The organism is Frateuria sp. (assembly GCF_035695185.1).
Lineage (GTDB): Bacteria > Pseudomonadota > Gammaproteobacteria > Xanthomonadales > Rhodanobacteraceae > Frateuria_A.
On the sequence record NZ_DASSES010000015.1, the window covers coordinates 1 to 11,845 of the forward strand.

The following is an 11,845-nucleotide window of genomic DNA, read 5'->3' on the forward strand; positions in this document are numbered from 1 at the left end:
GGCCAGTACGGACCGGCGGTCATCGAGGCCATGACTCGGGCACTCGAAGAGCTGCCCGCGCCGGTGCTTGCCTTCTGCCGCACCGGCACCCGTTCAACCTCGCTCTGGGCGCTGCAGGCGGCCCCGGCGACCGAACCGGACGTGCTGCTGCGGATCGCCGCTGACGCGGGTTATGACCTGGCCGCGATCGCCCCGCGGTTGCGGGGGATGCGGCAGCATGCCTGAGCTGATGATCACGTGCCGCTGGCGCCACCGCCGGACGCCGGCATGGTCCTGATGCCCGAGGCGGGCGGGCTGCTGGCCGTGTTGTGCGGTTCGGCCGTGGGCTTCTCGCTGGCACTGATCGGCGGCGGTGGTTCCATTCTCGCCACGCCGCTGCTGCTTTACGTCGTCGGCGTGCGCGATCCACACGTGGCGATCGGCACCAGTGCGCTGGCGGTGGCCGCCAACGCGTTCGCCAACCTCGTGCCGCATGCGCGCGCCGGCAACGTGCGCTGGAAGGTGGCCTTCGTGTTCGCGGCCAGCGGTGTGGTCGGCGCGTTCCTGGGCTCGAGCCTGGGCAAGGCGATCAACGGCAGGCACCTGCTGGTGCTGTTCGCACTGCTCATGCTGGTGGTCGCCGCGCTGATGGTGCGCGGACGTGGCCGGGGCGGCGCGGACCGCTACCCGCTGCCGCACATGTGGCCACGGCTGGGTGCGGTCGGGTTGGGGGCGGGTGGCCTGGCGGGCTTCTTCGGCATCGGCGGCGGGTTCCTGATCGTGCCGGGGCTGATGTTCGCCAGCGGCATGGAGATCATCCACGCCATCGGTACGTCGCTGTTCTCGGTCGGTGCGTTCGGTCTCACGACCACCATCAACTATGCCGCCTCGGGCTTGGTCGACTGGCGCGTAGCGGTGGAGTTCATCGGCGGCGGCGTGGTCGGCGGGTGGCTGGGCGCGCTGGGCGCGCGGCGGTTGGCCCGCACACGCGGCGCCCTCAACCTGGTGTTCGCGGGCGTCATCGTCGTGGTGGCGCTGTTCATGCTCTACGAGTCGCTGCGCGGTTGAGCGCAGGGGAGGCGAGAGAAGCCATGCTGTTCCGTCAGTTGTTCGAACCGCTATCCAGTACCTACACCTACCTGCTCGGCTGCGAGCGCACCGGCCAGGCGGTGCTGATCGACCCGGTCATCACGATGATCGAGCGCGACCTGGGCGAGGTGCACCGCCTCGGGCTCACGCTGGCCTGGAGCGTGGACACCCACATTCACGCCGACCACATCACCGCGGCGCGCGAACTCAAGCAGCGCGCCGGCAGCCGCATCGCCGCGCCGGCGCCCGACCGCCTGCCGTGCGCCGACCTCGGGCTGGAGGAGGGCCGCCCGTTCGAGGTGGGCAGCGTCCAGTTACACCCGCTGCACACGCCCGGCCATACGGACGGCCATTTTGCCTACCGCCAGGACGACCGCGTGTTCACCGGCGACGCACTGCTGATCGATGGCTGCGGCCGCACCGATTTCCAGAACGGCGATGCCGATGCGCTCTACCGCAGCGTGCGCGAAAAGCTGTTCACACTGCCGGGCGAGACGCTGGTCTACCCGGCCCATGACTACCAGGGCCGCCGCGTCTCCTCGGTCGCCCAGGAACAGGGGCGCAACCCGCGCCTGGGAGGCGATCGCACGCTGGAGGAATTCAGGGCGATCATGGCCGGGCTGAATCTGCCGTATCCGAAGTTCATCGACTACGCCGTGCCGGGCAACCGGCAGTGCGGCGTGTGTCCGGACGACGTACCGGAGGATTTGCGCGAATACTGCGGGCCGATGGCGCAAAGCCCACAGGGTTGAGCGAGGTGGTGGTAGTGGCCACGCTCGCGCAAAGTCGCATGGCATACCAGCACATCAAGTCGACCGCCGGACGGATGAGTTGACGATCGATGCGACCGAGGTCCGCAGCCGGGCCTGCCGGATGAGTTGATGGCCTCGGTGGCGCCGCACGAAGGCGACCGGAGCGGAAAGCCAGGCGAAAACCATCGACTCTATGTTCGCCGCATGCACCCACACGCACGACCTGCGGCCTGGCTTCCCTGGTGGGCCGGATTCGCCCTCCTGATCGCCCTGCGCGTGCTGTGGCTGGGCGCCTATCCGGTCAACTCGGACGAGCCCCAGCACGCGCATGTCGCGTGGAATCTCGCAATCGGTGGCACTCCGTATCGCGATGCGTTCGACAACCACGGCCCCCTGTTCGGCCTGCTGTATGCGCATTACATGCGCTGGCTGGGACCGCGGGCGGACATCCTGTGGTGGCTGCGGCTGGCGGTGATTCCCTGGTATGCCCTCGCGCTGTGGTCCAGTTGGGTGATGGCGCGACGGCTCTACACGGCCCGCGTCGCGGCTGCCGGGGTGCTGCTCGCCGCGCTGATGCAGATCTTCTTCGTGAAGATGGGCGAGTTCCGCACCGATGACATGTGGACCGCGCTCTGGCTTGCGGCACTGGCCCTGGTGGTGGGAGCGCACCGGTCCGTCCGGCGCGGGTTCGTCGCGGGCCTGTGCATCGGCGCGGCGCTGGCGGTTTCGCAGAAGACCCTGCCGCTGCTCGCGACGGCGCTCGTCGCCGGGGTGGCTGCGGGTGTTGCCCGGCCAGTGGCGCCGGCGGGCAGGCGCGGACCTGCGCTGGCCGCGATCGCCGGCGGCCTGGTGGTTCCGTTGGCGATGATGGCCTGGCTGGCCGGCCGGCATGATCTCGGTCCGGCGTACTATGACATGGTGGCCTACGGGCTGGAGCCCACCGGTGGTCCCAGCCACCTGTGGCGCCAGGTCACCTACGCGCTGGTGGCGGCGTCCATCGTGGGCGCGGCAATCGTCCGGCTGCGGCGGGATCGCGTGGCCGAGGAGGCATCGCGCTGGCGCGCCTTCCTTGGCCTGCAGGCCTTGCTGTACATGCTGCTGATCTGGGTGGCCTGGCCCTTGTCCACGCCCCAGGACTTCCTGCCGGTCATCCCGACCGCGACGCTGGTCCTGGTGGGAGCGGCAGCTCGGCCGTCCATGGGGTGGCTGGGCGCGCAGAGTTCATCCGCATGGGTCGTGCTGCTGGCGGGACTGGAGTTCGGGTGGCTCCTGCATCACGCGCCGCCCTGGCGGGACGCGCTCGCGGGCGAGCGCTCGCGCCTGGCCGTGGTGCTCCGCTGCACGGCGCCTTCGGACTCGGTGATGGACGCCAAGAGCGGCGCCATCTTCCGCCCACGCCCGTATTACCCGGTGCTGGAGAGTCTGGAGCTGCGGCGCCTCGAGCATGGTCTCGCCCCCGACCGGATCGCGGCGGCTCTGGTGGCGCACGACACCAAGGTGCTCATTCCCGAGCGCCTGCCCCTGCCGGACCAGGCCTTTGCCGCACGCAACTATCTGCCCGGGACCGCGGGCGTCTACATGGCGGGCATGTGGCTGCCGGCCAGTGGAACCAGGCATCGGATCACCATCCGGCTTCCGGGCGTCTACGCGCTGAGCGACGGCGTGCATCCGCGCCAGGGAAGCGTGGACGGCGGCGTTCCGGCCTCCCGATGGATGCTCGGCGCCGGCCCGCACTGGCTGGTGGTGCCGACGGGACGCGATCTCTTCCTGATCTGGAGCAAGGCATGGGCATGTGGCTGGAGACCGAGGCTGCCATCCGGGAAGCCGGCTTGATGCCGTCGCAGCTCCCGCCGATCGACCGGCAGACCCGCCTGCTCGTGATCGCGCCGCATCCGGACGACGAGACGATCGCCACCGGCCAGCTCATCCAGCGGGTGCGCCGTGCCGGTGGCAGCGTTCGCGTGCTGGTGTTGACCGGCGGCGACAACAATCCCTGGCCGCAGCGCTGGCTCGAACGACGCCTGCGCGTCGGGCCGCGGGAGCGGGCACGCTGGGCGGCGCGCCGACGGCAGGAGCTGTCGCTCGCGCTCGCGGCGCTCGGGCTGGCCGAGCAGGACTGGAGGTCGCTCGGATGGCCCGACCTGGGCATGACCGACGCGTTGAGGTCCGACGCGCCGACCATGCTGGCGACCCTGGAGGCCGAGCTGGCCGGCTTCCGGCCCGGCCTGGTCATCGTGCCGGACCTGGCGGACCGCCATCCGGACCACGGGGCAGGCCATGTGCTCGTGCGCCTGGCGCTCGCGCGCTGGGGGCAGCCGCACCATCTGCTCGGCTACCTCATCCATGGCCGTCCACGTCCTGGCACATGCTGGGTTGCGTGGCCCCCGATGGCCGGCCTGCAGGTCAACAAGGAAGTGGCCATCCGCTGCCATCGGACCCAGATGGCCCTGAGTGGCAGGCGCCTGCTCCGCTACGTGCGGCGAGAAGAACGCTTCTGCGTCTATCCGGCGTCCGGCGGCAGCGGCGACTTGCCCTGGCGCATCCGCCGGCCGCTGGCGTCCACCCTGCGGCTGCTGCTGGCCACCCCGAACGGTGCGGAAGAATGGCGGTGGCGGGACGCGCCCATCGCGCACGGGGAGGGCGGGTGCCTGGGCCTGCGGCTGCCCGTCGCCCGACCCTGCTTCGTGAAGCTGCATTCGAAGCTGCCGGGGCCCTGGATTTTCGACCACTGGGGCTGGCAGGAGCTTTGATGGGGGCTCCCGAAAGGAAGCCGAAAGAGCGGGTTCCTACGCTCCGGGGCATTCCAGCCTGAAGGCATTCGGCGATGCGCTTTTTCCTGATGCTCGTGCTTGCTCTTGCGCCCGTCGGGACCTCCCTCGCGAGCGGAGGTCCCCTGGGTATCGACCACCGCCTGCACTACGACAACAGCGGCATCTGGAAGCGCAGCAACCAGAAGGCGCTCATCTACGGCACCATCATCACGGTGGGAGCGGGCGCGCTCGCCTTCGGGGACCACGACGAGCTGGGCGATACCTTCTGGCGCTCGGTCGACGCCATGGTGGTGAGCGGCGTCGGGACGCAGGCGCTCAAGTACGCCTTCGGTCGCGAGCGCCCCTCGCAGACGAACGATCCCAACCGCTTCTTCAAGCACGGGCAGAGCTTTCCCAGCGGCGAGGTCGCGGCGATCTCCGCGGCGGTGACGCCTTTCATGGTCCGGTATGGCGACGACCATCCGGCCGTCTACGCACTGGCGCTGCTGCCAGCCTACGATGCGGTCGCCCGCGTGAAGGTCCACGGGCACTGGCAAAGCGACGTGCTGGTCGGTGCCGCCATCGGCACCGGCATCGGCATCTGGGCGTCGCACCGCGACTCCCCGCTGATCGTCGGCTGGCTGCCCGGCGGCTTCAGCGTGGGCTACGTCCACCATTTCAAGCCTTGAGCCGCGGCACGCAAGACCCGGCGCATGGCGCTGCCGGGTGTAAGTCCAGGCTAAGCAACGGCGCGGAAGATCCTCGCGAGCGCACCCGCGTGAAAGCGAGTGCGCCGAACGGAAAACCAACGGCGTCGTAAGGACATTTGAAGACGCCGCCGCTCACGATTGGGAACGTAAGCGCGCGTCATTCGATGGAACCGTGGTGGAAGGCAGTCCCCCTGAGAATCGGGTCATGTGGCCTGATTGCTTTTCCGGAAACGACCATGCGCATCCTCATTGCGGAAGACGACGTGGCCATCGCTGCAGGCGTGGCGGCAGCGCTGCGCCACGGTGGCCATGCCGTCGATACCGTCGATGACGGGACACGCGCCGACTCGGCCCTGCACGACGCCCCCTACGACATGCTGGTGCTGGACCTGGGCTTGCCGAGGATGGACGGCGCCGATGTGCTCCAGCGACTGCGCGGGCGAGGCGGCGAAATGCCGGTGCTGGTCATCACCGCGCGGGAAGGACTGCGCGAACGCGTGCGTGTGCTCGACCTCGGTGCGGACGATTACCTGATCAAGCCGTTCGCGCTCGACGAGTTCAACGCCCGGGTACGTGCGCTGTTGCGGCGGATGACCAGCAAGGGCACGCCGGAGCTGCGGGTAGGGCGGTTGCGCGTGGACCTGCCGGGGCATCGCGCCTGGATCGACGAGGAAGCACTGGAGCTGACCGCCCGCGAATTCGGCGTGCTGGCCGCGCTGGCCGTGCGCGTCGGCCGACTGACCAGCCGCGCCCAGCTCGTCGATTCCCTGTGCAGCTGGGACCAGGACCTCACCGACAACGGGCTGGATATCGCCATCCACCGGCTGCGCCGCAAGCTGCGCGGTTGTGGCACCGGCGTGCGCACGATCCGCGGGCTGGGCTACATGCTGGAGGAGGAGGCTTGTGACTGAGCAGGCGCTGGCCGCCGCCCGGTGGCAACCCAGCCTGCGCCGGCGCCTGCTCGCCTTCCTGCTGATTCCCGTCGGGCTGCTGCTGGTGCTCGATGCCATGCTGACCTACGGCGTGGCGCTGGCCTACTCCAACCGCGTTCATGACCGCGACCTAGGCGACGATGCGCTGGCGCTCGCGCAGATGTTGCGCACCGGCCACCTGGAGGACGGGCTCACGCGGCAGGCCCGCTTCCTGCTCGAATACGACCCGGACGGCCGCGCCTATTTCAGCGTGCGCAGCCGGCGCCGCGGCATGCTCGCGGACAACGCGCGGTACCGTCAGCCGCCGGCACCCGCGGCGGGCGGCGCGCCCCTGCTGTTCGACACCGCGCTGGGGACGCGTCCGCTGCGCGCGGCCGTGGTGAGCCTCCATCCGGGTGCCGACCCGTCGGACACGCTGACCGTCAGCGTGGCCGAGACGCTCAGCGACCGGCACCGCCGTGCGCGCGAGATCCTCCTGATGGCCGTGCCGCTGCAGACGCTGTTGATCCTCGGGGTGTTGTCGCTGGTGTGGTTCGGCGTGGATTACGGCCTGCGCGTGCTCAATCCGCTCACCGCGCGCCTGGCCGCCCGCGAACACGAGATCACGCCGATCGGCGAGACCGACGTGCCACGCGAGATCCTGCCGCTGACGCGGACGATCGATGGCCTGTTCGCCCGGCTGCGATGCGTCCTCGAAGTGCAGGAGCGCTTCATCGCCGATGCCGCGCACCAGCTGCGCACCCCGCTGGCCGGGCTCAGCCTGAACGTGGAGAGCGCCCTGGCCGAAGGCACGCCGCAGGCCGTGAAGGAGGCGCTTGGCCACATCCGCCAGCTCACGCTGCGCACGGCGCGCACGTCGGCCCAGCTGCTGGCACTCACGCGTGCCCAGTCGCCGCTGGGCGCGCCCACGGCGTGGGCGGTGGTGGACATGGCCCGCCTGGTGCCCGAGGTCATCGGCCTGCGCCTTCGCGATGCCCTGGCCGCGGGCGTGGACCTCGGCTTCCAGGGCGAGCATGTGCCGCTGTTCGTGATGGGCGATGCTGGCGCGCTGCACGAGATGCTCGACAACCTGATCGACAACGGACTGCGCTATGCCGGGCGCGGCAGGAACCTCACGGTAGGCCTCACCGCCACCCCGGGGGGCGTACGACTGCACGTCGAAGACGATGGCCCCGGCGTGCCCGACGAACTGCTCCCGCGCCTGGGGGAGCGCTTCTTCCGGGTACCTGGAACCGCGCAGGAGGGCACCGGGCTGGGCCTGGCGATCGTCCAGCGCATCGCCGAGCGCCACGGGGCGCGGGTGAGCTATCAACGCGCCACGCCGCATGGCCTGTGCGTGGCGATCCTGTTTCCGGCCACCACTCCCCGGGGAGCCTTCCACCCATGACACGATGCCTCCCGCATGGCCGGACGAGGGGCCTGCGCTGGCTGGCGCACGCCGTGCTGGCCACCGCTGTGGCGGGCTGCGCCGCCGTCAAGGTGCCGCCGTTGCAGCCACCGTTGCCCGACCACTGGCGACACTCGACCGTCGGGTCGGGCGCCGCGGTGCCGACCGATCTGCACCATTGGTGGCACGCGTTCGGGGACCGGCAGCTGGATGCCCTGGTCGACCAGGCCCTGGCGGGCAACCTGGATGTCGCGCAGGCGCTCGAGCATGTCCGCGCCGCCCGCGCCATGCACAAGGCAAGCGAGGCACGCTTCCGCCCGCAGTTGCGTGCCACCACGATCGACGCCATCGACCCGGACGCCAGCGCTTCCTTCTTCGTCGCGGGGTTCGACGCGAGCTGGGAGCTGAACCTGTTCGGTCGGGGCCAGGCCACGCAGCGCCTGGCGCGCGCCGATGTCGCCACCGCCGATGCGGACCTGCGCGCCGCGCGCCTCTCGCTGGTGGGCGAGGTGGTGCGCGACTGGATCGACCTGCGCGCGGCGCAGCAACAGCTGGGCGTGTTGCGCACGATCCGCGATGCACGCAGGCAGGAGTACGCCCTGCTGCAGGTCCGCCAGCGCCTGAAGCTGGCGGGGCTGGACGAGGTGGAGCGGGCGAGGGCGGCGCTCGACCAGGCCGAGTCGGCGCTGGTCGAGCCGGGCGAAGCGGTGGATGCAAGCGCGCAGCAACTGGCCGTGCTGCTCGGGCGCCCCGAACCCGACACGGACTGGCTCCAGCCCCACCCGCTGCCCTCGCTCGGTGACTGGCGCGCCGGCGCGGTCCCGGCCGACCTGTTGCGCGCGCGCCCGGACATCCTGCGCGCGGAAGCCGAAGTGTTGCGCGCGGCCGGGGAAGCGGGCCTGGCCCACGCCAACCGTTTCCCCAGCCTCGCGCTGGGCGGCTCGCTGGTGTGGTCGACCAACCTCCAGACGCACCGCCGGACCAACGACAACGCCCTGTTTTCCACCGGCCCGATCATCGACATCCCGCTGTTCGACTGGGGCATGCGTGCCGCCCAGGACCACGCCAGGCGACACGAGCTCCAGGCCAGTGTGCTGGCCTATCGCCAATCGGTGTTGCAGGCGGTCGCCGCGACGGAAACGGCGCTGGGCGGACTGCAGGCACGCACCGACGACGAGCGCAGGTGCGCCGACGCCCTGGCCGCCCTCACGCACGCCGATGCGGTCGTGGCCAGGCGGGTGGACCTCAAGCTCGCCAGTCCGCTCGACCGCGAGGAAAGCCGGATCGCCCGCGGGCAGGCCGCGCAGGCATCGATCCAGGCCCGGGCCCGGCGTGACCTGGCGTTCGTCGCGCTGTTCAAGGCCCTGGGCGGCGCACCGCCGCCGGCCACGGAACTGGCCGCCCGACCGGAGCACCGCGACTGATGGTCGCCCTGGCCCGCAAGACCCTGTTGCACGAGTGGCGGCGCTTCCTGCCGGCGATGCTCGCGGTCGGCTTCGCCGGCCTGCTGCAGTTGCTGCAGGCCGCGCTCGTGCTCGGCATCTTCGGCAGCGCCAGCGTGTACATCACCGGCTCGAACGGCGACCTGTGGGTCGGCTATCCGGGCACGCAGAGCGTCAACCTGGGGCGCGCGATCGATCCGAACATCCAGGCCCGGCTGCTGATGGATCCGGCCGTCACCCGGGTGGAACCGTTCATCTGGCTGGACGCGGACTGGCGCGGCGCGACCGACACCGGCGGCGAATCGGTGTTCGTCTCCGGCATCGACCCGCGCCCGGACGGGCTGCTGTTCGCGCGTGCGCTGTCGCCGACCTTGCGCGCGCGGCTCTACGAACCGGACGCGGTGATCGTCGACCGCGCCGACATCGACAAGCTCGGCGTGGCGATCGGCGGTACCGCCGCGATCAACGGGCATACCGTGCGGGTGGTCGGGGTGAGCAGCGGCTTGCGCGCGCTCGGTGGCGTCAACGTGCTCAGCTCGCTGGCGACCGCGCGGGAACTGGATACCGACCCGGGCGACAACGGCCAGCCCACCTACCTGGTCGCCGGGCTGCGCGATCCGGCGCAGGCCGGTGCGGTGGCCCGGCGGCTGCGCGGCGACGGCGCCTTCGGGCCCTACCAGGTGTGGACCGCGCAGGCGTTCGCCCGGCGCTCGGTGCTGTACTGGATGTTCGACACCGGCGCCGGGGCAGGGGTGCTGTTCCTGGCCGGCATCGTGTTCCTGGTCGGCGCCGTCATCACCAGCCAGACGCTGGTCGCGGCGGTGGCCGGTTCGATGCGGGAATACGCCACGCTCAACGCGCTGGGCGTAGGCGTGGGCGCGCTGCGCTGGGTGGTGCTGGAGCAGGCGCTCTGGGTGGGGGCGCTCGGCCTCGCCGGGGCGACCGTGCTCGGCGCCGCGCTGCTCGCGCTGGCGCGGGAGCAGGACGTGCCGGTAGTGCTGAACCTGCCGGTCACGCTGGCCTGCGTCGTGCTCGCCCTCGGCCTCGCGGCGGTCTCTGGACTGGCCGCGATCCGCAGCCTGCGCCGCACCGATCCGGCGAGCCTGCTGCGATGAACGCGCCCACCGCCACTCTTCCTGCGTTGCGCGCCGAGGCGATTGCCAAGGCCTTCGCCTCCGGTGCCACGCGCACCCAGGTGCTCGACGGCCTGTCGCTGTCGATCCATGCGGGCGAACTGACCCTGATCTCGGGCCCCTCCGGCTGCGGCAAGAGCACCCTGCTGGCGATCCTGAGCGGCCTGCAGCCGGTCGATGCCGGGCGCGTCTTCGCGCTCGGCACCGAGCTGAGCGGCCTGGACGGTGCTGCGCTGGAACACTTCCGCCTGCAACACACCGGCTTCGTGTTCCAGGGATTCAACCTTTTCCCGGCACTTACCGCGCTCGAGCAGGTCGAACTGCCGCTGGACTACCTGGGCCTCTCCCGCCGGCAGGCGCGTGAGCAGGCGGAACGCTCGCTGGAGGAGGTGGGCTTGTCGCATCGCATGAAACTCAAGCCTGCGGAGCTATCCGGCGGGGAAAAGCAACGCGTGGCGATCGCCCGCGCCCTGGCCAAGCAGCCGCAGCTGCTGTTCGCCGACGAGCCGACCAGCGCGCTCGATGCCAGCAACGGACAAATGATCATCGACATCCTCCACCGCATCGCGCACGACCACGGCACCACCGTGCTGTGCGTCAGCCACGACCCCCGCCTGATCGGCCACGCCGACCGCGTGCTGGCCATGGAAGACGGCCGCATCCTCAGCGACCGACGCCTGTCGCCGCCGCACGCCCTGCACGGAGTCGGACCATGACCGGCTGGAACCACCGGCGGCTGTGCGCCCTGGCGCTGCCGGCCTGCCTGCTGCTGGCGGCCTGTACCCAGCACGACGATCCATCCCCCGCGGCACCGACGCCCGCCTATGCCGCCGTCGCGCGAGGGCGCATCGACGTCGAGGGCGGCCTGCTCAACCTGGGCATGCCGCGCGAAGGCCGGCTGGCCGAGGTCGACGTGCACGAAGGGCAATCGGTGCGCCGGGGCCAGGTGCTGGCCGCGCTGGACGCCCAGCCCGCGCGGCTCGCCGTCGCCACGGCGCAGGCGGAGCAGGACCAGGCGCGTGCGCAGGTCTCGCTGATCGGCGCCCGGCTCGCTGCCGCACGGCTGCGCGCCCGGCGCCTGGCGGCCGCAGCCCGCGCCGGCGCCGGCGACGGGCAGAGCGCGGACGACGCCAGGGCGGCCGCGGACGAGCTGGCCGCGCAACAGCAGGCCGCGCACGCGGCCGTGAGCGTCGCCGGGCAGAAACTGGCCTCGGCGCGTTTCGAGCTGGAGCAGCACACGCTGCGTGCGCCGCTGGACGCCGACGTGATCCACGTCGCCGCGCAGCCGGGCATGCTGGCGACCGCCCAGTCCGGTCCGCTCTTCGTGCTGTTGCCGCATGTGCCGCGCCTGGTGCGGGCCGACCTGAGCGAGGCCTACATGGATGCGGTCAAGCCCGGCATGGCCGCGCAGGTCACCGCCGACGGCGACCCGCAGGGCGGCCCCTGGCGTGCGCACGTGCTGCGTGTCGGGCAGCTGGTCGGCCCATCCGCGCTCGAGGACGACCCGCAGCAGCGGATCAATTCGCGCACGGTGGAATGCGTGCTGGCCTTCGACGTGCCGACGCCACTGCGCGTGGGCCAGCGGGTGATGGTGCGCTTCGGCGCGCCGGCGCCGGCGGCCGCGAAAGCCCGCTGAAACGGGCCCGTGCAAGGCTCTTCCCTGGACTTTCC

The 11,845-nt window shown here is 71.2% G+C and carries 12 protein-coding genes; all 12 read left to right on the top strand.

Annotated elements, in window-relative coordinates; all coding sequences use genetic code 11:
* The coding region (locus tag VFH59_RS00680) for a beta-lactamase hydrolase domain-containing protein (RefSeq protein WP_325162959.1) at window positions 1-225 on the top strand (225 nt) is incomplete at its 5' end.
* 42 nt (window positions 226-267) lie between these two features.
* Window positions 268-1,047, top strand: coding sequence for a sulfite exporter TauE/SafE family protein (locus VFH59_RS00685; RefSeq protein WP_325162960.1), 780 nt, complete (start codon window positions 268-270; stop codon window positions 1,045-1,047).
* 23 nt (window positions 1,048-1,070) lie between these two features.
* Complete coding sequence (locus tag VFH59_RS00690) at window positions 1,071-1,820, top strand: MBL fold metallo-hydrolase (RefSeq protein WP_325162961.1); 750 nt, start codon at window positions 1,071-1,073, stop codon at window positions 1,818-1,820.
* Window positions 1,821-1,949: 129 nt separating this feature from the next.
* Window positions 1,950-3,653, top strand: a complete 1,704-nt coding sequence (locus tag VFH59_RS00695) for a glycosyltransferase family 39 protein (RefSeq protein WP_325162962.1) — start codon at window positions 1,950-1,952, stop codon at window positions 3,651-3,653.
* Complete coding sequence (locus tag VFH59_RS00700) at window positions 3,653-4,570, top strand: PIG-L deacetylase family protein (RefSeq protein WP_325162963.1); 918 nt, start codon at window positions 3,653-3,655, stop codon at window positions 4,568-4,570. Before VFH59_RS00695 ends, VFH59_RS00700 begins: the two co-directional genes overlap by 1 nt.
* Before the next feature lie 74 nt (window positions 4,571-4,644).
* Window positions 4,645-5,259, top strand: a complete 615-nt coding sequence (locus tag VFH59_RS00705; RefSeq protein ID WP_414655838.1) for a phosphatase PAP2 family protein — start codon at window positions 4,645-4,647, stop codon at window positions 5,257-5,259.
* A 257-nt stretch (window positions 5,260-5,516) separates the two neighbouring features.
* On the top strand, window positions 5,517-6,191 hold the full coding sequence (locus tag VFH59_RS00710) for a response regulator (protein WP_325162964.1): 675 nt from the start codon (window positions 5,517-5,519) through the stop codon (window positions 6,189-6,191).
* Window positions 6,184-7,599 carry a sensor histidine kinase gene (locus VFH59_RS00715; RefSeq protein ID WP_325162965.1) on the top strand — a complete coding sequence of 472 codons (1,416 nt, stop codon included), beginning with the start codon at window positions 6,184-6,186 and terminating at the stop codon, window positions 7,597-7,599. Before VFH59_RS00710 ends, VFH59_RS00715 begins: the two co-directional genes overlap by 8 nt.
* On the top strand, window positions 7,596-9,023 hold the full coding sequence (locus VFH59_RS00720; RefSeq protein WP_325162966.1) for an efflux transporter outer membrane subunit: 1,428 nt from the start codon (window positions 7,596-7,598) through the stop codon (window positions 9,021-9,023). Before VFH59_RS00715 ends, VFH59_RS00720 begins: the two co-directional genes overlap by 4 nt.
* Window positions 9,023-10,156 carry an ABC transporter permease gene (locus VFH59_RS00725; protein ID WP_325162967.1) on the top strand — a complete coding sequence of 378 codons (1,134 nt, stop codon included), beginning with the start codon at window positions 9,023-9,025 and terminating at the stop codon, window positions 10,154-10,156. Before VFH59_RS00720 ends, VFH59_RS00725 begins: the two co-directional genes overlap by 1 nt.
* Window positions 10,153-10,890, top strand: coding sequence for an ABC transporter ATP-binding protein (locus VFH59_RS00730; protein ID WP_325162968.1), 738 nt, complete (start codon window positions 10,153-10,155; stop codon window positions 10,888-10,890). The genes VFH59_RS00725 and VFH59_RS00730 overlap by 4 nt, the downstream gene beginning before the upstream one ends.
* Complete coding sequence (locus tag VFH59_RS00735; RefSeq protein ID WP_325162969.1) at window positions 10,887-11,810, top strand: HlyD family secretion protein; 924 nt, start codon at window positions 10,887-10,889, stop codon at window positions 11,808-11,810. The genes VFH59_RS00730 and VFH59_RS00735 overlap by 4 nt, the downstream gene beginning before the upstream one ends.
* Window positions 11,811-11,845 lie beyond the last annotated feature (35 nt).

Excerpts from the sequence above, each read along its gene's own strand:
- VFH59_RS00685 (WP_325162960.1), top strand. The coding sequence starts at position 268 with ATGGTCCTGATGCCCGAGGCGGGCGGGCTGCTGGCCGTGTTGTGCGGT.
- VFH59_RS00690 (WP_325162961.1), top strand. The coding sequence starts at position 1,071 with ATGCTGTTCCGTCAGTTGTTCGAACCGCTATCCAGTACCTACACCTAC.
- VFH59_RS00695 (WP_325162962.1), top strand. The coding sequence starts at position 1,950 with ATGGCCTCGGTGGCGCCGCACGAAGGCGACCGGAGCGGAAAGCCAGGC.
- VFH59_RS00700 (WP_325162963.1), top strand. The coding sequence starts at position 3,653 with ATGCCGTCGCAGCTCCCGCCGATCGACCGGCAGACCCGCCTGCTCGTG.
- VFH59_RS00705 (WP_414655838.1), top strand. The coding sequence starts at position 4,645 with ATGCGCTTTTTCCTGATGCTCGTGCTTGCTCTTGCGCCCGTCGGGACC.
- VFH59_RS00710 (WP_325162964.1), top strand. The coding sequence starts at position 5,517 with ATGCGCATCCTCATTGCGGAAGACGACGTGGCCATCGCTGCAGGCGTG.
- VFH59_RS00720 (WP_325162966.1), top strand. The coding sequence starts at position 7,596 with ATGACACGATGCCTCCCGCATGGCCGGACGAGGGGCCTGCGCTGGCTG.
- VFH59_RS00725 (WP_325162967.1), top strand. The coding sequence starts at position 9,023 with ATGGTCGCCCTGGCCCGCAAGACCCTGTTGCACGAGTGGCGGCGCTTC.
- VFH59_RS00730 (WP_325162968.1), top strand. The coding sequence starts at position 10,153 with ATGAACGCGCCCACCGCCACTCTTCCTGCGTTGCGCGCCGAGGCGATT.
- VFH59_RS00735 (WP_325162969.1), top strand. The coding sequence starts at position 10,887 with ATGACCGGCTGGAACCACCGGCGGCTGTGCGCCCTGGCGCTGCCGGCC.